The 23,359-nt window shown below is 40.3% G+C and carries 21 protein-coding genes and 1 other RNA gene; 10 read left to right on the top strand and 12 right to left on the bottom strand.

Annotation, left to right across the window (positions count from 1 at the left end; genetic code table 11):
- Nucleotides 1-65: 65 nt before the first annotated feature.
- The 3 genes from prpB to F975_RS07840 all read right to left on the bottom strand — a co-directional run bounded on the left by prpB (nt 66) and on the right by F975_RS07840 (nt 2,084).
- Nucleotides 66-950 (bottom strand): methylisocitrate lyase, encoded by an 885-nt coding sequence (gene prpB / locus F975_RS07850; RefSeq protein ID WP_004752033.1) that lies wholly within the window; start codon nt 948-950, stop codon nt 66-68.
- Nucleotides 943-1,644 (bottom strand): GntR family transcriptional regulator, encoded by a 702-nt coding sequence (locus F975_RS07845; protein WP_004752031.1) that lies wholly within the window; start codon nt 1,642-1,644, stop codon nt 943-945. The genes prpB and F975_RS07845 overlap by 8 nt, the downstream gene beginning before the upstream one ends.
- A gap of 245 nt (nt 1,645-1,889) precedes the next feature.
- Nucleotides 1,890-2,084, bottom strand: coding sequence for a hypothetical protein (locus tag F975_RS07840; RefSeq protein ID WP_004752029.1), 195 nt, complete (start codon nt 2,082-2,084; stop codon nt 1,890-1,892).
- A gap of 893 nt (nt 2,085-2,977) precedes the next feature.
- Here F975_RS07840 and F975_RS07835 point away from each other — a divergent pair.
- The 4 genes from F975_RS07835 (at nt 2,978) to F975_RS07820 (ending at nt 5,824) form a co-directional block, all read left to right on the top strand.
- On the top strand, nt 2,978-3,667 hold the full coding sequence (locus F975_RS07835; RefSeq protein WP_004752028.1) for an HAD-IA family hydrolase: 690 nt from the start codon (nt 2,978-2,980) through the stop codon (nt 3,665-3,667).
- Complete coding sequence (locus F975_RS07830) at nt 3,651-4,094, top strand: RNA-binding S4 domain-containing protein (protein ID WP_004752025.1); 444 nt, start codon at nt 3,651-3,653, stop codon at nt 4,092-4,094. The genes F975_RS07835 and F975_RS07830 overlap by 17 nt, the downstream gene beginning before the upstream one ends.
- Nucleotides 4,095-4,237: 143 nt before the next feature.
- A complete protein-coding gene (gene recA / locus F975_RS07825) occupies nt 4,238-5,281 on the top strand; it encodes a recombinase RecA (protein WP_004752024.1) in 1,044 nt (347 codons plus the stop codon).
- A gap of 57 nt (nt 5,282-5,338) precedes the next feature.
- Nucleotides 5,339-5,824: a regulatory protein RecX gene (locus F975_RS07820; protein ID WP_004752022.1), complete on the top strand. Its 486-nt coding sequence runs from the start codon at nt 5,339-5,341 to the stop codon at nt 5,822-5,824.
- A gap of 9 nt (nt 5,825-5,833) precedes the next feature.
- Here F975_RS07820 and ffs read toward each other — a convergent pair.
- Nucleotides 5,834-5,930: signal recognition particle sRNA small type (gene ffs / locus F975_RS15470), an RNA gene on the bottom strand.
- A 279-nt stretch (nt 5,931-6,209) separates the two neighbouring features.
- Here ffs and F975_RS07815 point away from each other — a divergent pair.
- The gene (locus F975_RS07815) at nt 6,210-7,058 is read left to right on the top strand and encodes a YbgF trimerization domain-containing protein (RefSeq protein WP_004752020.1); all 849 of its coding nucleotides are present in this window, start codon (nt 6,210-6,212) and stop codon (nt 7,056-7,058) included.
- A gap of 41 nt (nt 7,059-7,099) precedes the next feature.
- Here F975_RS07815 and dld read toward each other — a convergent pair whose 3' ends face one another.
- From dld to lldP, 4 genes are read right to left on the bottom strand one after another with little or no spacing between them, the layout of a single operon-like run.
- Complete coding sequence (dld, locus tag F975_RS07810; RefSeq protein ID WP_004752018.1) at nt 7,100-8,797, bottom strand: D-lactate dehydrogenase; 1,698 nt, start codon at nt 8,795-8,797, stop codon at nt 7,100-7,102.
- A gap of 16 nt (nt 8,798-8,813) precedes the next feature.
- Nucleotides 8,814-9,965: an FMN-dependent L-lactate dehydrogenase LldD gene (gene lldD, locus F975_RS07805; protein ID WP_004752015.1), complete on the bottom strand. Its 1,152-nt coding sequence runs from the start codon at nt 9,963-9,965 to the stop codon at nt 8,814-8,816.
- The gene (gene lldR, locus F975_RS07800; RefSeq protein ID WP_004752013.1) at nt 9,962-10,717 is read right to left on the bottom strand and encodes a transcriptional regulator LldR; all 756 of its coding nucleotides are present in this window, start codon (nt 10,715-10,717) and stop codon (nt 9,962-9,964) included. Before lldR ends, lldD begins: the two co-directional genes overlap by 4 nt.
- Nucleotides 10,718-10,743: 26 nt before the next feature.
- Nucleotides 10,744-12,411 carry an L-lactate permease gene (gene lldP / locus F975_RS07795; RefSeq protein ID WP_004752012.1) on the bottom strand — a complete coding sequence of 556 codons (1,668 nt, stop codon included), beginning with the start codon at nt 12,409-12,411 and terminating at the stop codon, nt 10,744-10,746.
- A 446-nt stretch (nt 12,412-12,857) separates the two neighbouring features.
- On the opposite strand from lldP, the gene F975_RS07790 reads away from it, so the two are divergent.
- Entirely contained in the window at nt 12,858-14,255 is a 1,398-nt protein-coding gene (locus tag F975_RS07790; RefSeq protein WP_004752010.1) for a coniferyl aldehyde dehydrogenase, read from the top strand.
- Between the two features lie 24 nt (nt 14,256-14,279).
- Here F975_RS07790 and F975_RS07785 read toward each other — a convergent pair whose 3' ends face one another.
- Complete coding sequence (locus F975_RS07785) at nt 14,280-15,671, bottom strand: aminotransferase-like domain-containing protein (protein ID WP_004752008.1); 1,392 nt, start codon at nt 15,669-15,671, stop codon at nt 14,280-14,282.
- Nucleotides 15,672-15,783: 112 nt separating this feature from the next.
- Between F975_RS07785 and F975_RS07780 the strand changes: the two genes are divergently transcribed.
- From F975_RS07780 to accC, 4 genes are all read left to right on the top strand, one after another.
- Nucleotides 15,784-16,653: a DMT family transporter gene (locus F975_RS07780; RefSeq protein ID WP_004752006.1), complete on the top strand. Its 870-nt coding sequence runs from the start codon at nt 15,784-15,786 to the stop codon at nt 16,651-16,653.
- An 854-nt stretch (nt 16,654-17,507) separates the two neighbouring features.
- A complete protein-coding gene (gene aroQ, locus F975_RS07775; protein WP_004752004.1) occupies nt 17,508-17,957 on the top strand; it encodes a type II 3-dehydroquinate dehydratase in 450 nt (149 codons plus the stop codon).
- Between the two features lie 23 nt (nt 17,958-17,980).
- Nucleotides 17,981-18,403, top strand: coding sequence for an acetyl-CoA carboxylase biotin carboxyl carrier protein (gene accB / locus F975_RS07770; protein ID WP_004752002.1), 423 nt, complete (start codon nt 17,981-17,983; stop codon nt 18,401-18,403).
- Nucleotides 18,404-18,418: 15 nt separating this feature from the next.
- On the top strand, nt 18,419-19,792 hold the full coding sequence (accC, locus tag F975_RS07765; protein WP_004752000.1) for an acetyl-CoA carboxylase biotin carboxylase subunit: 1,374 nt from the start codon (nt 18,419-18,421) through the stop codon (nt 19,790-19,792).
- Between the two features lie 632 nt (nt 19,793-20,424).
- Here accC and F975_RS07760 read toward each other — a convergent pair.
- The 3 genes from F975_RS07760 to prmB all read right to left on the bottom strand — a co-directional run bounded on the left by F975_RS07760 (nt 20,425) and on the right by prmB (nt 22,929).
- Nucleotides 20,425-20,664, bottom strand: a complete 240-nt coding sequence (locus tag F975_RS07760) for a hypothetical protein (RefSeq protein WP_004751998.1) — start codon at nt 20,662-20,664, stop codon at nt 20,425-20,427.
- Nucleotides 20,665-20,814: 150 nt separating this feature from the next.
- Nucleotides 20,815-21,906, bottom strand: coding sequence for a chorismate synthase (gene aroC, locus F975_RS07755; protein WP_004751996.1), 1,092 nt, complete (start codon nt 21,904-21,906; stop codon nt 20,815-20,817).
- Between the two features lie 12 nt (nt 21,907-21,918).
- The gene (gene prmB / locus F975_RS07750) at nt 21,919-22,929 is read right to left on the bottom strand and encodes a 50S ribosomal protein L3 N(5)-glutamine methyltransferase (RefSeq protein ID WP_004751994.1); all 1,011 of its coding nucleotides are present in this window, start codon (nt 22,927-22,929) and stop codon (nt 21,919-21,921) included.
- Nucleotides 22,930-23,359 lie beyond the last annotated feature (430 nt).

Here is a 23,359-nt window from a genome sequence, read left to right as displayed (position 1 = left end):
ACAGTTTCCTTTTGTCTATTCCATATTATTGTCAAAATGATTGGGATGGCTCAGCCGTTAGATGCTTATTTATTTTTAACGAATGAGGCATCTAAATACTGTTCAAACTGATGGTAGTTAATACGGTCATACAATTCTTGACGAGTCTGCATGGTATCGACCACATTTTTTTGTGTGCCTTCTTTACGCAAGGTCTGGTAAACATTTTCCGCAGCTTTATTCATGGCACGGAATGCTGACAGTGGATACAAGGCAATGCTCACGTCGGCAGAAGCCAGTTCTTCAGTGGTAAATAACGGCGTAGAACCGAATTCGGTAATATTGGCTAAAATTGGCACATGTACGGCATCGGCAAACTGTTTGTACATCGACAATTCAGTAATAGCTTCAGGAAACAACATGTCTGCACCTGCTTCAATATAAGCACTTGCACGGTCAATTGCAGCTTGTAAACCTTCCACTGCCAAGGCATCGGTACGTGCCATAATCACAAATTTGTCGTCACCACGGGCATCGACTGCGGCTTTAATACGATCTACCATTTCTTGTTGAGAAACAATGGCTTTGTTTGGGCGATGTCCACAGCGTTTTGCTCCAACCTGATCTTCAATATGCATAGCTGCTGCGCCAAACTTAATTAAAGACTTGGTCGTACGTGCAATATTAAATGCTGATGCACCAAAACCTGTATCGGCATCAACCAATAACGGTAAGTCGCATACGTCAGTAATACGACGCACATCAGTCAAAACATCATCGAGGTTACTAATGCCTAAATCAGGCAAACCTAATGAGCCTGCGGCAACCCCACCTCCTGATAAATAGATGGCTTTATAGCCTGCTCGTTTTGCCAGTAAAGCGTGGTTAGCGTTAATGGTTCCGACAACCTGTAACAGTTTTTCAGCCGCGACGGCATCACGGAAACGCTGACCCGCAGATAAATTAGACATGTGATTCTCCTTGTGCTTGGATCCAGTTGGATTCAATATTCTTATACGATGCAGCGATATGTCGTCGCATCAGTAATTCGGCAAGTTCGGCATCGCCATCGGCAATTGCATCTAAAATGCGAATATGTTCGTTAAATGCCTGATGCGGACGATTGGGGGTTTTTGAAAATTGAATGCGATACATTCGAATCAGGTGGTATAGCTCATCACAGAGCATTTTTTCCAAGGTTTTATTGCAACTGGTTTTGATAATGCAATAGTGAAAATCATCTTCACCTTCTTGCAAAAAATAGCCCTTACCTGCTTTAAAAGCATCATCTTCGGCATGGCGCTTTAAAATGTCTCGTAAAATCAGGATTTGTTTTTTATCGATATGTTGTGCTGCCAAACGGCAAGCCAGCCCCTCAAGGCTTTCTCGAATCTGATACAGCTCATAAAGCTGCTGATGAGACAATGACACCACACGCGCACCTACATGCGCCGTGCGTTCTACCAGTTTTTGCCCTTCCAGACGATGAATGGCTTCACGCAATGGTCCACGGCTAATGCCATAAACACGCGCCAGTTCAGGCTCAGAAATCTTACTCCCTGCGGGAAGATCACCACAGATAATGGCAGACTGGATTTTATAAAAAATCTGATCTGTAAGTGTTTGATATACTTTTGCTGTATTATTTTCGAGCAAATTCTGCATAGTGTTGACAATTCTTATCAAAGATCACTGAATGGTGCTTATTTTTTAGCAAAAATCAAACTATTGTCAACAATATAAATTTTATCTACGACTAATGTGCTATAAAACACGATTTTTTCTTATTTTATTCAATCTAAAAACCAAGATTGTCGACAATTCATAAGAAAAATAAAAATATAATTGACACAAAAAAACCCTTTAACTCAATACAAGATAAAGGGTCAAAATGCTGATCTGACGTGTTTTTAAATTTTAATCCATTTAACATTTTCATCTGCTTTACGTACAGAAAATGAAAATTCATCATCACCTTTAACCAAATAAGTATCATGTGCTTCATGAATTACTTTTAACAGTGTCCCTTGATCATAAAGTTTCGGCTCATAGCCTTCTTTTTCATGTTTGATTGGCTGAATTAATTCAATTAATATATTACTCATGTCAAAAAACCTACAAAAAAGTCCTAATTAAATAGTATACAATTCACTCACTCTTTTAAAATTAAATTTAGTTATTTAACGTAAAAAAATCATATTTTTATGCTCTAAATCAACTCGAGACCTCATGTAGAATGTTTTAGACATTTAAGAAAAAATAATACACATCTCACAATTTAACTCTTAAAAAAAATAATTTAAAAAAAATTATACAAGGTTAAATTCAATCAACAAAAACCCAACTCACGAAATCTTTTTGAAAAAGATCGGATCACCTATATGTAAAATGATCAATATCTTTATAAAACAAAGAAAAGTAGTGAGTATATCAACGATGATAAAAGCTGTTTGATATCAGGCTCACACATATAAATATTTCTTAAATTTAACAATTCAGATTTTCTTTCACCTCACTAGAATTTCTTTTATTACCAGCTCATTTAACACCCTTCTATGCAAGAAAATCATGATGAAAATCTGGTTAGCTTAATATTTAAAAATTTGATTTCTGACATTGTTGAAGCTTGCTGATAGCCTCCAATCAATCTCAAGACAACTTGTACGACTGCATTGCAATCACTGCCCAAAGTCACAATATAAATCTATCAACCAGCTTGTATTTATCTTACCCTCTGCTGTAATGCATTTTTAATCAAACGGCCCTGAATGCCATATTAATTTTGTCATAATGAAATGATATATAATTTGAATTCAGGTATATCTTTGCTTAAATATGTACACGAATATGTACACAAAAAACTTTGGAACATGAAATTCTTAGTTAGATTTTGAATAATCTTGAGAGTTAAAATTTATAGCAATTCTTTTATTATTCAATAACTAACATAATTTTTATAGAGGTTTTTTGAACTTTAAAATCTCTTGAGGTTCGTTAAATGAATCAAAACATCTTCATGTTTGATATGGATGGCACTTTACTGGATTTAGCTTTTGACCAATTTATCTGGAATGAGCATTTACCACAGCATTATGCGACACAACACCAATGCTCTCTAGAAGAAAGCCAAACACAGCTATATGAATTTTATGAGCAACATCAGCATACGCTCAACTGGTATTCATCCAAATTCTGGTCTGAAGTGGTCGGCAGTGACGTTATGCAATTACAGCATCAGTTTCGCCATAAGATTCAACCTCGATCTGGTTGCCATGAACTACTTAAAGCCTTAAAACAGCATCAGCAAAAATGCTGGATTGTGACCAATGCCGATTGCTCAAGCCTTGCGCTTAAAATGCAAATGACAGGATTAAGTGAATATTTTCAAAAAATTATCAGTAGTGAAAGTATCGGTTTTCCAAAAGAGCATCCTGAATTTTGGTCAACTCTACAACAGCAGTACCCTTTCACACCAGAACATACCGTATTTATTGATGATACCGTTCGCGTCCTCGACAGCGCCAAACGCTTTGGAATTCAACATCTGTATAGCATTGCTCAACCCTCTAGTCTTGAGCCTGCACGAGAGAGTGCTACACTAGGTTATCCAGTCATTCAACACCTGCCTGATTTACTGGATTTGTTTTCATTAAATGCATACAAGGATATCCATGACAAAACAGCATGAAACTGCTCCTGCTGACAGTATGCGTGTTGACAAATGGCTTTGGGTCGCACGCTTTTTTAAAACCCGCTCTTTAGCCAAAGCTGCTATTGAAGGTGGTAAAGTTCATCATCAAGGCGAACGCGTCAAAGTTTCCAAAGAAATCAGAGCTGGTATGGAACTCACCATTCAACAAGGCTTTGATAAAAAAACCGTTGTCGTTCTTGCTCTTTCTGGAACACGCGGTTCTGCACCGATTGCACAACAACTCTATGAAGAGACAGTTGTGAGTGTTGCTCGTCGGGAACTGATTACCGCCCAGCGAAAAATGAATAACTTAGCAAGACCAGATCATCGCCCCAACAAAAAAGATCGGCGGCAAATTGGTAAATTTAAACAAGAAAATGATCAACATTATGATGAATACTGGTCATATCAGGATGGTGCCTAGCACGACATACCATGTCGCGGCATCGTAATTTAACATAGAAAATGCAGATTATTTCTGTCACTATGCACCCTGTGGAAACGAGATTGATGAAAGACATCCACTTTGAGTATATAGTGACATTTACATCGTTTTGAGGTTGTAAGATGGATGAGAATAAAAGTAAAGCGCTCAATGCAGCTTTAAGCCAAATTGAAAAACAGTTCGGTAAAAACACTGTAATGCGCCTTGGTGACAACACCGTACAGGCAGTAGAAGCGATTTCAACAGGTTCACTGACTTTAGATATTGCACTAGGCATTGGCGGTTTACCTAAAGGGCGTATTGTCGAGATTTACGGACCAGAATCTTCTGGTAAAACCACCATGACCTTGCAAGCGATTGCACAATGTCAACGTGTAGGTGGCACTTGTGCCTTTATTGATGCCGAACATGCACTTGACCCGCAATATGCCCGTAAGCTTGGGGTAGATATTGACAATCTTTTGGTTTCTCAACCTGACAATGGCGAACAGGCCCTTGAAATTGCAGATATGCTGGTTCGTTCAGGCGCAATTGACCTTATCGTCGTCGACTCCGTTGCTGCGCTTACACCACGCGCCGAAATTGAAGGCGAAATGGGTGACTCTCACATGGGCTTACAGGCGCGTTTGATGAGCCAAGCCTTGCGTAAAATCACAGGTAATGCCAAACGCTCAAACTGCATGGTGATTTTCATTAACCAGATTCGTATGAAGATTGGAGTCATGTTTGGTAGCCCAGAAACCACAACAGGTGGTAATGCGCTAAAATTCTACGCCTCTATACGTTTAGACATTCGCCGTATTGGTCAGGTCAAAGAAGGTGACGAGATTATTGGTTCTGAAACCAAAGTCAAAGTCGTCAAAAACAAAATGGCACCTCCATTTAAAGAAGCATTGTTCCAGATTTTATATGGTAAAGGCGTGAACCAGCTTGGCGAACTCATTGACCTTGCCGTGCAACAAGAAATCATTCAAAAAGCAGGCGCTTGGTATTCTTATCAAGGCAATAAAATTGGTCAGGGTAAAAATAACGTGATCCGTTATTTGGAAGAAAATACTGCAATTGCTCAAGAAGTTGAACGTATAATTCGCGAGCAGTTACTGACGACTTCTAATGCACCTGCAAGTCAGGACACTGAAGAACCAGCAGAACTTTTAGAAAGCTAATTCACCAGACAATAGAACGCCCTACGGGGCGTTTTTTGATTTTTATGGAAAACCTTTATGCAAAATATTGAGACCGATCAACAAGTAAAAAAGACATTAACAGGCACACGTTTGCGTAGTTATGCCTATGCCTTACTCTGTAAACGTGAATACTCAAAAGCTGAGCTACGCGAAAAGTTAAATTGCTATGCTTTAGACTCGGAAGAAGTAGAAAAACTACTTGAAGAATTTGGTCAGTATCAATATCAAAGTGATCAACGCGTTGCTGAACTTGTTCTTGTGAGCCAAATGCGTAAAGGCAAAGGGCCACGACGAATTTATCAAACCTTACAACAAAAACAGGTGGATCAGGATTATATCCAAGAACAGGTACAAGAGATTGACTGGTTAGAACAAGCGTATCAGTTAAAAGTCAAGAAATATGGAATTGAAGTGACAAGAGACCCAAAGTTACAGGCAAAACAAATTCGATTTTTACAGTATCGTGGTTTTGATATGAATGTGATTTTAAAAGCAGTGCGTCGAGAAACGCAAGAAGAATAATGGTGGCAACCCTACTAGCAAAACTTCGGCACATCATAGATCTGCTACCGTTGCTACCTTCCGGTCCTGGCGGGGTTCACAGAGTATAATTGCGAGGCTACCAGCAGGGCTACCATTGCAAGGACAAGTATAGAGATTTTTATTTAACATGCAATATGAAAATAAGAGATTTCTATAAAAAGCGATGCGTTTGATTATTAAAGAAACATTTTGATCAATTCATGACACTTACAAGAAAATTTCTTTGAAAATTTACAGAAGAAATGCTGAAATATTGTAAAGCTTGCTTGCTTTCAACAAAGTAAAGTTGATAAATAAACGCTAGAATCTTGTACAAACCTCTTAGGCTTGTCATTCTCATTTCGATTTCTTCAGGTTCTTCATTATGAAGCTTAAAAAGTTAGCGCTTGGATTGCTGGCATGTACAACAACATATGCTGCGTTGGCTGCACCCATTGAAAATGTATCACTTAGCCAAAACAATAGTAGCGGATCAAGCAACAATACAACAACCAATTCACCAAGTAGCAACATTCCAACCAATGTCAACTGGGAACTAATGCAACGTGTTGATCAACTTGAAAATCAAGTACGTAGTTTACGTGGCGTCATTGAAGAACAGCAACATACCATTGACCAGCAACGCCAAGATCTAGACAATCACTACAACGACCTAGACCAGCGTTTACAGCTACTTCAACAAAAAGTGGATGGTGATGATGGCTCGGCAGCATCCGATACTGCAAGTAGCGAAGATGCTTCAAGTAAGTCTGGAACAGCAACCAATAGCACCACACCACCACCGTCTGCTCCAGCTAATGATGAGGCTAGCTCATCTACGGGAGCACCCCCGGCAAAAAAGCCGTTAAATGAGAAGGATGCCTATACCTTAGCACTCGATGCTTACAAACAAGGTGGTGCTAAACAGGCAATCAAGCCTATGCAGGATTTTATTAAAAAGTATCCTAATAGCATCTATATTGGTAATGCACACTTTTGGCTTGCCGAGTTTTATTTAGCAATTGAACCTGCCAATTATGCAGAAGCCAAGAAGAATTATGAGGTTGTGAATAAACAATATCCACAATCTGCCAAAGCACCGCGAGCGCTATATCAGCTTTATAGTATTGCCAAGAATGTCGACCACAATAGTGTTTCTGCCAACCTATATCGCCAGCAACTACTGAAACAATATCCAAAATCCGCCGAAGCAGGCTATCTCAAAAAACCATAATAAAAAACCGAGTCAAGACTCGGTTTTTTATTTTCTCAGGCTTAAGATTTCCAGTATTTCAACTTAGAGGTATGTCCAATCCCGACATTAAAACTATTGGTCGGATCTAGTTTTTGATAATGCTGTTTCAATGCAGGCTTAGCCACATACAAATGCCCGACATTATGTTCTGCAGGATACTCTGCTCCGCGATGATCCAGCAGTTTCCACATCTGATGTTCCATATCTAAAGGATCAACACCTTTCTTCACGATATAGTCCTGATGGAATACATGACACAAAAAATGCCCATAGTACAACTTATGAATAATTTTCTGATTCATTTCCTCTGGCAAAGTTTCTAGCCATTCACGGTCATTACGACGCAGTGCTATATCTAACGCCACGATATCTTCCACTTCACTACGATGCGTATCCCGATAACGGATTGCTGCACCTGCCACTGCAAAGCGGTGCAAAAATGCCTTGCGACCTTCATCAGCATCACACAAGAAATAGCTACCTGAAGTATTTTGAGCAAAGTAGTCCGCTAGAAATTTCTGAACCTGAACCACATCCTGATCTTCAATACGTAAAATCAAATGATGCTCATACAGGTCACGAAACTGGTTCATGCGTTTTGGCAAATGATCTGGTAAGAAATGCGTCATCATTTGCAAGACCTTATCGGTCAAGCCGCGCACACCAAATTTTTCCAAAAAGCCATCAACCTTGTCTTTCATGGCAAAGGCTTGAGGGACTTTAGCTGTCCCGAATTTTTCAATAAAGACAAAGGTATCTTTACCGTATTTTGCCCCGATATCGTAAGCAACGCGGTGGATATATTCACCTGCGATTGGAATACGTGGCAAATCTTGCAACAGGTAACGGCGAATTTCAGTCAAGTCATGAATTGAATTAGAACCGATATAAAACACCTGACTTTTGATCTTTTCAAAAGTGTCCAAACGCACTGCAAAGACACAGACTTTGCCTGCCGAACCTGAAGCTTCAAACAAACGACTTGGGTCAGCATTAAAACGTGCAGGCGTTTCTTCATCGACCTGACATACATCATGGACATAATGCTGGTCAGAAGCACAGCGATGCTCCGAGTTTTCAACATCTGTCGCCTGATAATTGTTTTGCTGTAAACGTGTCAGAATTTCTTCAGGAGTTTGCCCCAGATTGACACCCAAGTGGTTGACCAGTTCGAGTTTGCCCTGTTCATTCACCCGCGCATACAGTGCCAGCTCGGTATAGGCAGGCCCACGGCGTACCAATGCACCACCTGAGTTATTACACACACCGCCTAGAACCGAAGCACCAATACACGATGAGCCAATCACCGAGTGTGGCTCACGATTATATTGCGCCAGTTCACGTTCCAGAGCATCAAGGGTTGCGCCAGGTAAACAAATCACTTGTTTACCCTGATTAATTACCTGAATTCCTGCCAAACGTCGGGTGCTAATGAGTACGACAGGACGATCATAATCTGCACCATAAGGCGTTGAGCCACCTGTTAGCCCCGTATTGGCTGCCTGCATAATCACAATACAATCAGCATCCACTGCGACTTGCAAAACCTGCCACTGCTCTAGCAAGTTCCCTGGCACAACTACGGCTAAAACCTTACCTTCACCAAAGCGGCGTCCTTGACGGTACATGCGCGTATGCTGATCATCTGTCAATACGTGCTGTTCACCAACAATGTTTTTTAACTGCTGAATTGTATTGTTATGCTTTGCCTGTGACATAGGAGCTCTCTTAGTTTTATTTGGCTAGATGATCTAAATGAACAAGACAGTCTGAGTTAATATCCTGAATGGTTTTCGCGCCCGTCAAGGTCATGGCAACGCGCATTTCCTTATCAATCAGTTCCAGTAAGTTCAATACGCCCTGCCCACCTTCTGCACCCAATGCATAGACAAAAGCGCGCCCCAACATACATAAGTCAGCGCCCATTGCCAGCATACGCACAACATCTAAACCATTGCGAATACCTGAATCAACCAAGATTTTCAGATCACCTTTAACAGCATCGGCAATTGCAGGTAAAGCACGTGTGGTTGATAACACACCATCTAGCTGACGACCACCGTGATTGGACACCACAATACCATCTGCACCAAAACGTACGGCATCTTTAGCATCTTCAGGGTCTAAAATGCCTTTAATGACCATTGGACCATCCCAAAAATCACGAATCCATTCCAGATCTTTCCATGAAATAGATGGATCAAAGTTCGTACCCAACCAGCCAATATAATCTTCTAAACCTGTTGGCTTACCTAAGTATTTAGAGATATTGCCCAAGTCATGCGGACGACCGAGTAAGCCCACATTCCATGCCCAATGCGGATGTGCAAAAGCTTGTAAATAACGGCGCATTGCAGCATTTGGGCCACTCATACCTGAGTGTGCATCACGGTAACGTGCGCCAGGTACTGGCATATCAACCGTAAACACTAAGGTTGAACAGCCTGCTGCCTTGGCACGTTCCAAAGCATTTTTCATAAAGCCACGGTCACGCAACACATACAACTGAAACCACATTGGGCGCTGAATGGCAGGCGTCACTTCTTCAATTGGACATACCGATACGGTAGACAACGTAAATGGAATGCCTTTTTTGTCTGCAGCAACCGCAGCTTGCACTTCACCGCGACGTGCATACATGCCTGTCAAACCAACAGGTGACAATGCGACAGGCATAGAAAGTGTTTCATCAAAAATCTTGGTTTCAAGGCTCAACTGCGACATGTCGTTTAATACACGCTGACGTAGCGCAATTTTCGATAAATCTTCTACATTTCGCTTTAAAGTATATTCTGCATAAGCACCACCATCGATATAGTGAAATAAAAATGGTGGTAGACGACGGCGTGCTGCTTCACGATAGTCATTAGAAGAAGAAATGATCATTTTAAATCGATCCTTTTTAAGCGAGACGAGCGTTTTAGACGAGCTTCTGCTTCGTCAATCGCACGCACTTGTTGAATAATAAATTCGATATGGTCACACACCGATGAGCGTGCCAATTCTGGATCTTGTCGATCAATGGCATCCATCACCTGAAAGTGTTGTAAATGGAGTTGCCCAAACTGATGGACATCGGTATAGATTTTGCGTCGACCGAGTACGACGTTGTATTGCAGTAAATCAAACAGGCTGCGCATCATTTGCGTCAGCACAATATTGTGAGAGGCTTCCGCAATCGCCAAATGAAAGTTGGCATCCGATGCCGAAGCCTTATCTGCATCGCCAATCGACTGGAAATACAAAACCTGATCATAGAAATAATGAATCTTGGCACGATCTTCTTCGGTTGAGCGCTTGGCGGCGTACCATGCTGTCCCACCTTCCAAAATCAGACGCGCTTCCTGAACATCAAAACGATATAAAGGATCTTGATCAATCAAGTCACTCAACGGTTGAAGAATAAACTGGTCAGACCAGTCGCTCTGTGGGCGTTTTGCAAGGTAAGTTCCTGCACCTACACGACTGGAAACCACGCCCAAACTTGAGAGCTTTTGCAATGCTTCACGTAACGATGAACGCGAAACACTCAGTTGTTCACACAGTTGACGCTCCGAAGGCAGCCGATCACCCACCTGCATGCTTTGCTGTTCTATCAAATCATACAAACTTTGTACTACGCGATCGGCTATTTTCATCTCATTTTCCTTCGGTCAATCTGCAATCATGGAATCATCCATGGAAAAACATAGGCTTGAAGGGTAATGATAATACCAATCATCACAGTAAATGCGATACTGTGCTTCACTGTGAAGCGGAATAAATCTGACTCTTTGCCAACCAGACCAACGGCAGCACACGCAATGGCAATCGATTGTGGTGAAATCATTTTACCTGTCACACCACCAGAAGTATTGGCTGCGACAAGTAACACATCTGGTACACCAATTTGATGTGCTGTAGTGGCTTGTAAAGCACTAAACAACGCATTTGCAGAAGTATCAGAACCCGTAAGGAACACACCCATCCAACCCAAAAATGGCGAGAAGAAGGTAAATGCCCGACCTGTATGAGCTAATGCCAACGCCAATGTTGCAGACATGCCCGAGTAGTTAGCAATAAACGCGAACGCTAACACCATACCAATTGAGTAAATTGGTGTTTTTAACTCTTTTACAGTTTCCGCAAAAGTTGCCACAGCTACAGCAGGACGCATTTTTAAGACAATAATTGAAATGATTGCCGCAAAAATAATCGCTGTGCCTGTTGCAGAGAACCAGTCAAATTTAAAAATAGCATCATAATCAGTTGGTTTTCCAACTACAGGTGGCATTTTCTGTACCAATTGATGCAAGTATGGGACTTTGATCGCAATGATCCAGTCATGCAAAGTACCATCTTTGGCAAACAAACTTTTAAATGGTTTGATACTCCATATAGTGACCATTGCAGTCAAAATCATAAATGGAGACCATGCCTTAAAGATTTGGCCTGCGGTATGTTTTTGCTTTTGTTGCTCTAGAACCGCACTATCAATAACCGTACCATCTTCATCAGTGAAACGGAAAATATGTTTTGGTTTCCAGAACTTAAGTAAAATCGTCAAACTGATCAAAGAAGAAATTGCCGCAGTAATGTCTGGAAGCTCAGGACCGACAAAGTTTGAAGTCAGGTATTGTGCCAATGAGAATGCACCACCACCGACCAAAATTGCAGGCCAAGTTTCTTTCACACCGCGCCAGCCATCCATGATCGCCATGATCCAAATCAATACGATTGGCACAACAAACGGTAATTGACGACCAACCATTTGGCTAATTTCATGCGTTTCTACACCTGAAACCTGACCAGCCACAATAATCGGAATCCCCATTGCACCAAACGCAACTGGTGCCGTGTTCACAATCAGGCACAAACCCGCTGCATACAGTGGTTTAAAGCCTAAACCCACGAGCAACGCTGCGGTAATTGCAACAGGCGCACCAAAGCCTGCAGCACCTTCAAGGAAAGTACCAAAAGCAAAGCCGACCAATAGCATTTGAAGGCGCTGATCTTCCGTAATAGATAGGATGCTCGAACGAATTACATCGAACTGGCCTGTTTTTACAGAGACTTTATACAGGAATACTGCACCAATAATGATCCATGAAATTGGCCAAAGCCCATAAAAGAATCCATAAATAATTGATGCGAAAGCCATACTGGTTGGCATGTGATAGGCAAAAAGCGATACCAATAATGCCAGTCCAACAGTAATCGTTCCAGCCACGCTGCCTTTCAGGCGAAATACAGCGAGCGCAAGAAAGAAGAAAATAATTGGAATCAAAGCGACCAAACTAGATAGCCAGATATTACCAATAGGGTCATAAATTTGTTGCCATTGTTGTAGCATTCTCTTCTCCTTGAAATGCTTCGGCGATACTTTTCGTGAATTCCAGAATGCTTTTTTATAAAATGGTCATACCAATTTAAATTAAAAAGCACCTATTTGTCATCAAATAGTAAATAATGCCAACTTAAAGATCAATATTGGTCTGAATATTTTAATAATGGTCTGACCAATATTATTTTAATTTTCCTGTATTCTCTACAACAATACAGCCATTTGTCTTTTAAATAACACTGATATATCAGAAACATATAAAACGAATGAAACATGTTGCGATGAAACTGCGAACGCTTTGCGACTTTAGTCTAAAATCATGTTTACAAACCAAAGATTGGTATTTTTTGGCTACAAACAAAATCATTGACCGTGAAATGCACAACTTAAATTTTGCAGTTCAGAATTTTCAGTTAACATGACGTCTGAACGTTGAAGGAATAATAAAGAAACTAATGACTGATTCTGCCGAGTATTTAAATCACCTGCTACAACAACAAAAACAGGCTTTTTTAACCACCCAATATCCAAGCTTGCAACAACGCCGTATGTGGCTTAAACAGTTAAAAACTCTGTTAATTGAACATCAGCAATACATTATTGATGCGATTTCAGCAGATTTTGGGCATCGTAGTGCAGATGAGACTCATTTGGTTGAAATTTTACCGAGTGTGATGGGTATTCAACATACCCTCAAACACTTAAAAAAATGGATGAAACCTAGTCGCCGTCAGGTCAGTATTCTGTTTCAACCTGCTCAAGCCTATGTGATGTATCAACCACTCGGTGTCGTCGGTATTATTGTACCGTGGAATTACCCATTATTTTTAGCCGTTGGTCCGTTATGTCAAGCATTGGCCGCAGGCAATCGGGTCATGCTGAAAATGAGTGAATTTACCCCGCATTTTTCTGCGCTTTTCCAAAAAATAATTGCACAGGTTTTCCCTGAAGATTTAGTTAGCGTCGTAACAGGTGATCATAATGTTGCACAGCAGTTTTCTGCACTGCCCTTTGATCATCTCCTCTTTACAGGTGCAACATCAATTGGTCGGCAAGTAATGCGTTCAGCATCGGAACATTTAACACCTGTAACGCTTGAGCTTGGTGGAAAATCTCCAAGTGTAATTGGTAAAGATGCGCCGTTAGAAGAGTCTGTGCGCCGTATTGTTTTTGGTAAAGCCATTAACTCAGGACAAACCTGCGTCGCGCCTGACTATGTTTTTGTGCCACAAGATTTATCACAACAATTTATTGATCTTTATATTAAAACCATTCGTCAATTTTACCCCGAGTTATCCAATAATCCTGATTGCACTCAAATCATTAATCAACGCCAAAAACAACGCTTAAAATTGTATTTAGATGATGCTCAAGCCAAAGGCGCACAGGTAATTTGTATTTATCCTGAAGATGAAGCGCATTTTGGGCATTATCTGGTTTGCGATATCAATGATGATATGCTGCTGATGCAAAATGAGATTTTTGGTTCAATTTTACCGATCTTGACTTACCAAAATATTGATGAAGTCATGACTTACATCAACCAGCATGATCGCCCATTGGCACTGTATTATTTTGGCTATGATCAACAGGAACAACAGCACTTTTTAAAGCATACACATAGTGGTGGCATCTGTTTAAATGAAACCTTGGTACATGTCGCACAGGATGATTTACCGTTTGGTGGGGTTGGAGCTTCTGGGATTGGGCACTATCATGGACATGAAGGTTTCTTGACTTTTAGTCATGCCAAATCAGTCTTTGTCCGTCCAAAATTCAGTTTAATGAAACTGATTTACCCGCCGTATGGCACATGGCTACAGAAACTGATTTTCCGTTTATTCTTACGCTAACCATTTGTAGGGATTAGATTTCTATCAGTTTAATTGCCTTATTGCACGTTGCAAGACCTGATAAATACGCTGATCTGCGGATTGTGCCACATTAAAACGTAAGAACTGTTCAGCAGATTGATGGGTACTAAAGGCATTTCCAGGCGCCAAAATCACACCTTGAGATAAACATATTTTTGAAATTTCTTTAGCGCTGTATCCATCAGGCAAACGACACCACAAAAACATACCAGCTTGAGGAATAATCCAAGGATCAATTCCCAGTGGTTGCAAATTTTGTATGGTTCTACTCACGGCCAATGCTAACTGCTGTTTCAGCCATTCGACATGTTTACGATAAGCATTGTCAGTTAATGCATGATAAATCAGCTCTGTATTTAACTGATTATTGTTAAAACAGGTCGCTATTTTTAGATCAATCAGCTGTTCAATCCATTGATTTTGAGTCGCTATATAACCACAGCGTATAGATGCTGAAAGGGTTTTGGAAAAGCTTCCAATTTGAATCACCTGAGCAAAACCGTTGAGTGCTGCATAACGCGGTGCAGGCACATATTCAAGATCAGCAAAAATATCATCTTCAACAATGACCAAATCAGTTTGCTCGACCATTTTTAAAATTTGATACGCTGTTGCTAACGACAACTGCCCGCCTGTTGGGTTATGAATGCCTGAATTGGTGATATACAGTCGAGGTTTATGTGCCAAAGCCGCACGAAACTTTTCAACATCAGGTCCTGTCGTTGTCCAAGGAATCGAAATCGTCTTGACCTGATGAGTTTTGAGTAAGGCATGAAAATTAAAATAACAAGGATCATCAATCAGCACCACATCATTTGGATTTAAAAATAAGCGACAAACCAAATCGATTGCATGTGTGCCACTATCGGTCAGTAAGATTTGATCAGGATGTGCCACGACACCTGTCATTTGCATTCGCTGTACAATTAAATGTCGCAGCTTCGCAAAACCTAAAGGCTGACCATAACCCACCAGATGTGACGTTGTGGAACGCGAAACAACTCTTAACGCTTTTCGAATTAAATCTTCTGGCATCCAGTGTTCAGGCAACCAACCACAACCTGGCTTTAAATGGGTTGAATTGGCTTCTAAAGACTGCCGAGAAATCCATAGTGGATCGACCTCTCGGTCTAAACGTGGCGCAATGGCTGTAAAGGCATACGATGCCCGAATGCCTGTGACAAAATAGCCTGCGCCCGCTCTTGCCTCAATACGCTGCGCCGTGACCAACCGCGCATAGGCTTCTATAACTGTTGAAATAGATACTTCTAACTGCTGAGCAAGCTGACGAAGCGAAGGTAAACGCGCGCCTGCAACCAAGACGCGATCATCAATTTGTTGCTGAACAAAAGTAATCACACGTTCAATTTTGCCTGATGGTGCTGATTTTTCCATAACAGTTTTATTTTTCACACCCTAACAGTTTGATTAAATTGTATTGTCCTGTAGCTGTTTCAGCAAGTCAGCATTCTTTATAAATCTCTTAGATCCATGAAGAGTGCTAAACATGTTGAATATTTCGCGAGGCTGGTTGAGTGGTTTATGTGGTGTCTGTATTTTTGCAGGTTCATTGCCTGCAACCCGTATTGCTGTAACAGGCTTTAGCCCAGAATTCCTAACCTCAATTCGTGCCCTAATTGCAGGCATATTGGCTTTATGCACGGTACTCTGTATGAAGCAGCGTTTACCATCTATCTCTCAGTTCAAATCATTGACTCTGGTTGCGATTGGGGTCGTACTGGGTTTTCCTTTATTTACAGCATTGGCACTCAAGCAGATGAGTGCCGCCTACTCCATTGTATTTATTGGCTTACTGCCTTTAGCGACGGCTATTTTTGCAATTTTACGTGGTGAAAAACGACCACAGCATAAATTTTGGCTATTTGCCGTGCTAGGGAGCAGCAGCATTATTGCTTTTATTTACATGTCACCTCAGGAACAACATCCTTTTTCTGCCGATATATACATGCTGATCGCAATTTTACTTTGTGGTTTAGGCTATGCGGAAGGTGGGCGATTATCAAGAGATTTAGGCGGTTTACAAGTGATTTCATGGGCACTTATCTTAACCCTACCGTTCATGCTATTTGCTAGCTTTTATTATTACCCTGAAGACTTTAGCCATGTCACATTGAGCGCCTCTTTAGGATTACTTTATGTTTCACTGTTTAGCATGTTTATCGGTTTTATTTTTTGGTATCACGGCCTAGCCACAGGCGGCGTAGTTGCTGTCGGTCAGTTACAGTTGTTACAACCTTTTTTGGGTCTGGGTTTATCAGCAATTCTTTTGCATGAACCTGTAGGCTGGTCGATGTTTCTCACCAGTTTATTGGTGGTTGGCTGTGTAAGCTATGCCAAAAAATTCTCAGCCAGTTAAAGATTTGCTCAATACAGGCAACACGAGCGCTGTGCTTGCCTGCAATGACATATAGACATACAAAAAAACTGGAATAAGTAAACGATCAGTAATCTATACTTTTTATTTTACCCTGTACTATAAAATTATAGTGTAATAGCTCAAATCTATCAAAAAATCAGCCATATATTTAAAACAACTATCAGTTAATCCAATATAAGAACCTAATTTAGTTCAGATGTAACAACTTATTGCGTATTCTATAAGCAGTTATATTGCGTTTTTATTCTATAGCCTCTGCCAATCTGAACAAAATGGTCAATGCCTTTTACTGTTCTTTGCAAATTTCACCCAAAGAAAACCAAATTATATGCGGTTTTTTATCTAATCTACGCACATACAATGTAGTCAAACTTAGGCTATTCAAGAAAAATATATCATGTAATCACCATAATTTACCTGTATAATTTTTCAAAAGAAATCTTTGTTCATAATTTATATTATTGTTTAAATTCATACAATTAAATAAAAATCACAAAAAATTTGGCAAGTATCTTTAACCCGCATATTTCTATGACTTTATTATAAAATCATCCATTCCAATTGCATTTGTTTAGTGGTAGTGTAAGCAGCGACCAGACCAAGTGAAATTTAAGAAAAACTGTCAATCCAAGCAAGTTTTAAGTTTTTAAAATGGAACTTTTTAACATTGTTAATTTTCCCAAAAATTTACAAGATATACGCATAATTTGATTTGTTTATTCTGCATAGATAAGTACAACTTGCAAAATAATTACAGAATTCAAAGCAAAAATCCGCCAACTTTGTAAAGATCTTGCAGAAAATGACTGCAATTTTAGATTGGAGTGAACTATATGACTTCACGTATTTTGGTCATTCATGGGCCAAATTTGAATTTGCTCGGAAAGCGTGAACCTGAAGTGTATGGTCACCTCACCTTAAATGACATCAACCAAAGCCTCATTGAACAAGCAAAACAACAAGATTGCGACTTAGATACTTTTCAAAGCAACCATGAAGGTGCGATTGTCGACCGTATTCATTTAGCACAAGAACAAGCTGTGCAATTTATTATCATTAATCCTGCTGCATACACCCACACTTCTGTGGCGCTACGTGATGCATTGCTTGGGGTCAATATCCCATTTATTGAAGTGCATTTATCTAATGTGCATGCCCGTGAAACCTTTCGCCACCATTCTTATCTCAGCGACAAAGCTGTGGGTGTGATTTGTGGTTTAGGTGCACAAGGTTATCACTTTGCACTCAATTATGCTGTTTCTAAGCTTCAACCTTCTCATTAATCTTCATAAGGAATACGAACACCATGGATATTCGTAAAATCAAAAAGCTCATCGATTTGATGATTGAATCTGATCTTCAGGCAATTGAAGTAAAAGAAGGTGATCAATCGATTGCTTTAACCCGCCGCAGCCCAGCACCAATTCAAATGGGTGTTGCTGCAATGCCTGCTCCGTCTGCTGAATCTGCACCAAAAGCAAAAACTCCACGTGGCGTTGTTGAAACTTCACCAATGGTTGGTGTCTATTATGCTGCTCCAAGTCCAGGCGAAGCACCATTTGTTCAAGTCGGTCAAACTGTTTCTGCTGGTGATACTCTAGGTATTATCGAAGCAATGAAAATTATGAACCCGATTGAAGCAACTCAAAGCGGCGTGATTGAAGAAATCTTGGTAAAAAATGGCGAAGTGATTGAGTTTGGTCAACCATTATTCCGTTACCGCGCATAATTACAGGGACTCACAATGTTGCAAAAAGTACTGATTGCAAACCGTGGTGAGATCGCCTTGCGAATCACCCGCGCTTGTAAAGCTCTAGGGATTAAAACCGTTGGAGTGTATTCTAGCGCTGATAAAGACTTGATGCATTTGCGTTTTGTCGACGAAGCTGTATGTATTGGTCCAGGCTCAACAAGCGAAAGTTATTTAAATATTCCAGCATTATTAACTGCTGCTGAAATTACAGGTGCAGATGCCATTCACCCTGGTTATGGCTTCTTGTCTGAAAATGCTGAATTTGCCGAAATGGTCGAAACTTCGGGCTATGTTTTTATCGGCCCACGCCCAGAGCATATTCGCCTCATGGGAAACAAAGTTTCTGCAATTACAGCAATGCGTAAAGCGGGTGTACCTACTGTACCAGGTTCACAACATGCAGTAACTCCAGCGAATGCCAAAGAAGAAGCAGCGAAAATCGGTTTTCCACTGATTGTTAAAGCAGCTTCAGGTGGTGGTGGTCGTGGTATGCGTATTGTTGAACGCATCGACACTTTGCTTGAGTCTGTACAAGCAGCTCAACGTGATGCTGAAATGTGGTTTGGTGATGATACGGTCTATATGGAACGTTTCTTACAAACACCTCGTCACGTTGAAGTTCAAATCTTGGCTGATGGTAATGGTCATGCCATTCACCTATATGACCGTGACTGTTCTTTACAGCGTCGTCATCAAAAAGTTCTTGAAGAAGCGCCAGCACCAGACTTGCCAGAACAAGCACGTGCAGACATTCTTGAAGCGTGTGTGCATGCGTGTAAACTCATGCAATACCGCGGTGCAGGAACATTTGAATTCCTATTTGAAGATGGTGAATTCTTCTTTATTGAGATGAATACACGTGTTCAAGTAGAACACCCTGTCACTGAAATGGTCACTGGTGTTGACATTATCGAACAACAAATCCGTATTGCTTCTGGTTTAGGTCTGAACCTCGAGCAAAAAGACATTGAAGTTCGTGGTCATGCAATTGAATGTCGTATCAATGCTGAAGATCCAACAACATTCTTGCCGTCTCCAGGTCGCATTGAGACTTTTTATGCGCCAGGCGGTGCGGGTATCCGTCTAGATTCTCATATCTACTCAGGTTACAGCATTCCACCGTATTATGATTCCATGATTGCAAAATTGATTGCGCATGGTAAAGATCGTAGTACTGCGATTGCACGTATGAGACAAGCGCTAGATGAAATGATCCTCACAGGCGTGAAAACCAATATTCCGTTGCACAAAGATCTGATCTTACAAGATAAAGATTTCTGTGAAACAGCGATGGATATTCACTATCTTGAGACTCATTTGTTAAAGCAACTTGAGCCTGCAACTGAAGAAAAGAAACCTGCCTAATAAGCTTATTCTTATTTCAGTTAAAAACGCCTGATGAACCTCATCGGGCGTTTTATTTTAAGTATCAATAAAACTATTAAACTGCTTAAAACCCATATCAGTCTTTGAGTTTACTGATAGATCCTATGCGTTTTTTCAACTTGTTTTGCAAGTGTCACTGTTTACTAAAAACAAGATACTCATCAGGTTAGAGTCTGCTTATTTGATTCCACAAAACTCCCCCACCCAACCAATTTAGGAAATATCTGCTTATTTTAAGAATAACTATACATAAGCGCAAAAGAAGCACTGCGTTCGCTTCTTTTTGATTCGGACAATTTCAAAATTAAATCGACAGAACTAGGGAAATATCCTGTACATCACATCAATCAATTAGGGATGATATTCTACGATTTCATTTCCCCCTTACCCTTTTGATACCGCAAGATTAGACTGTATCGCTTATTCCGAAACCATACACATATCTTAAAATATTGTTTTTAAATATAAATTTAAGAATATACTAAACTTACATCACATTTTCACCACACTTTAAAGTTAAGTTTAGCGCGATAAATCAGTAATAAGCCTGCTTTGATTTGAATCGTGTCATGTGATGTATTTTTACTATTTAAGTCAGCATCAATATTGACTTAGGCTTCAGTCATTGCGATCACCTTGACAATAATTGTTTGGGATTCCTCAAAGTCATCGAATATTTGTTTACGCGTCAGTTCTTTAGATTTTACTTTAAACTGTACATTTTGAAACTGAATATGGCTTGGAATACGCTCAAAATAATCACCTGTTTCTTCAAGCTCTTCTTCAAAAAGTGGATGACCTAACTGATAATCTTTATTTTTTAACGCAATATATTTCACTATAGTTTTCATTGTCTTCAACTCATTTCCTTTAGGCTTTATTTTTGTTTTAACAGGTTTAAATAAGAAATGAAACGCTATTTATGTATAAATCGCCTGAATAAATAGCACTTAAAAAAAATGGCTTCATATTCATGAAGCCATCTCGATTTTGCTGGTTTTTTAAGGTGCTATAGGCGCAAATGGTGCAACTACGTCGGCATTTTGCGCACGATGGCGTAAGAAATGATCCATCAACACAATTGCAAGCATCGCCTCTGCAATCGGTGTAGCACGAACACCAACACAAGGGTCATGGCGACCTTTGGTTAATACGTCCGTATCTTCACGGTTTAAGTTGATGGTTTTTCCTGAAGTGGTAATACTCGCAGTTGGCTTGAGTGCAATCGCCACACGAATGTTTTGACCACTTGAAATCCCACCCAAAATACCACCAGCATGATTTGCCAAGAAACCTTGTGAAGTCAATTCATCACGAGTTTCATGACCAAACTGTCCTGCAACGGCAAAACCATCACCAATCTCTACACCTTTGACAGCATTAATACCCATCATGGCATGTGCAATGTCGGCATCTAAACGATCAAATACAGGCTCACCCCAACCGACTGGTACATTTTCAGCCAGAATTTCCAGTTTTGCACCGCAGCTTGTTCCCTGCTCACGCAGTGACGTGACAAGTTGTTCAAAACGAGGAACAGCATCGACATCACCACAGAAAAACGGGTTATTTGGAACTTCATTCCAGTCCAGTTTTTCTGCGACTTCTGTACCGATTTGGGTAACATGCCCACGAATCACGATACCAAACTTCTCAGCCAAATATTTTTTAGCAATTGCACCTGCAGCGACACGCATCGCAGTTTCACGGGCGCTTGAACGTCCACCGCCACGGTAGTCACGGAAACCGTATTTTTGTGTGTAAGTATAATCAGCATGCCCAGGGCGGAAAGTCTGGGCAATATTACCGTAATCTTTTGATTTCTGGTCTGTATTGCGAATCAATAAACCAATTGGAGTACCTGTGGTTTTCCCCTCAAAAACACCCGAAATAATTTCAACTTGGTCAGGTTCTTTACGCTGAGTCGCAAATTTAGATGTACCTGGTTTACGGCGATCAAGATCTTTTTGTAAATCTTCTTCAACCAATTCAAGACCTGGTGGCACACCATCGACAATTGACATTAAGCCAACACCGTGCGACTCACCACAAGTTGTCACACGAAAAAGTTGCCCAATACTATTTCCTGCCATAATGACAATTCCTTATGCATTTACTGAATCTTGAAATAATTGTTGATATTGACGACATTGTGCAGCGGTCAAAGCAAAAATACCCGAACCACCTTTTTGGAATTTTAACCAGTGGAAGTCAACTGTATTGAAATTCTGACGCATTGCCCATTCAGAATTGCCCACTTCAATCACAATCAGACCATCTTCAGTCAAATAATCTGCTGCTTGTGCCAACATTTTACGTACTAAATCTAAACCATCTTGACCAGCAGCAAGCGCCAGTTCTGGCTCATGCAAAAATTCTTCAGGCAAATCTGCCATATCTTCAGCATCCACATATGGCGGATTACTGATGATGAGATCATATTTATTTTCTGAAGGAATTTTAGAGAATAAATCTGACTCTAATAGTGCGACCTGATATTGCATGTTGTGATGTTCAGCATTAATTGCAGCCACTTCAAGTGCTTCACGAGAAATATCAGTTGCATCGACTTCCGCTTCTGGGTAAGCATATGCGAGTGCAATTGCGATACAGCCTGAACCTGTACACATATCTAAAATACGGCGTGGAGTTTGTGGGTTTGCATTTTCAGGCAAGTTGTTTAATGCTTCACGCATTTGCCCATTTTCATCCAAACAGTATGGTGCAAAGCGCTGTTCGATGAGTTCTGCAATTGGTGAACGTGGGATAAGCACACGTTCATCGACATAAAATGGTTTACCACAAAAATAAGAAAGGTTTAATAAATAAGAAGTTGGGACGCGCTCATTAATACGGCGTTCCAAAAGACTTAAAAATTCTGCTTTTTCACTTGGTAGTAGTTTTGCATCGAGAATTTCGTTGTCTGCCGCCCAGTCTAAAGACAATGTTTGCAGCACCAATGCCGAGCTTTCTGCAAAAAAGTCTTCTGTACCTTGCCCTAAATGAGCATCGTATTGACGCAGTGCTGTGACCCCAAAGCGAATAAAATCACGAATCGTGCTTAAGTTTTCAGCCGCTTCTTTCAAACTTTCAGGGCTAATCGTCAATCGCTCCACTCAGAACTCCAAATCTATAAATTTATATGCTCGGTATTCTACCCTGTTTTAGCTTGATTTTTAATGCCTGTATGATGTTTAAACCTTTTCAGATTTGAATAGAAAAGGATTTTGCATCATTTTTGCTTTGACAGATGAATGATTTTGACCCAATATTTTTAAGACCCTTTAACAGTTTAATAAAATCAATTAGTTATAACTAAGTTAAAAAATTTGAGTATTTCTTTACTTTTAGGGTTTAAGCTACTGTTATTTCTGATCTTGTTCTAATATTTTTATGGTTCACTGCCATATAGGCAGTTTAAAAAGCGTGCAGCTGAGTATGTTGGAACAATTCAAAGTTCACTGCCATATAGGCAGTTTAAAAACTTAACGATACTTCTATACATGCTTTGTTCAGGTTCACTGCCATATAGGCAGTTTAAAAAAG

It is taken from the genome of Acinetobacter brisouisimilis (genome assembly GCF_000368265.1).
In the GTDB taxonomy this organism is placed as follows: domain Bacteria; phylum Pseudomonadota; class Gammaproteobacteria; order Pseudomonadales; family Moraxellaceae; genus Acinetobacter.
This window is presented reverse-complemented; position numbering and strand designations above follow the sequence as displayed.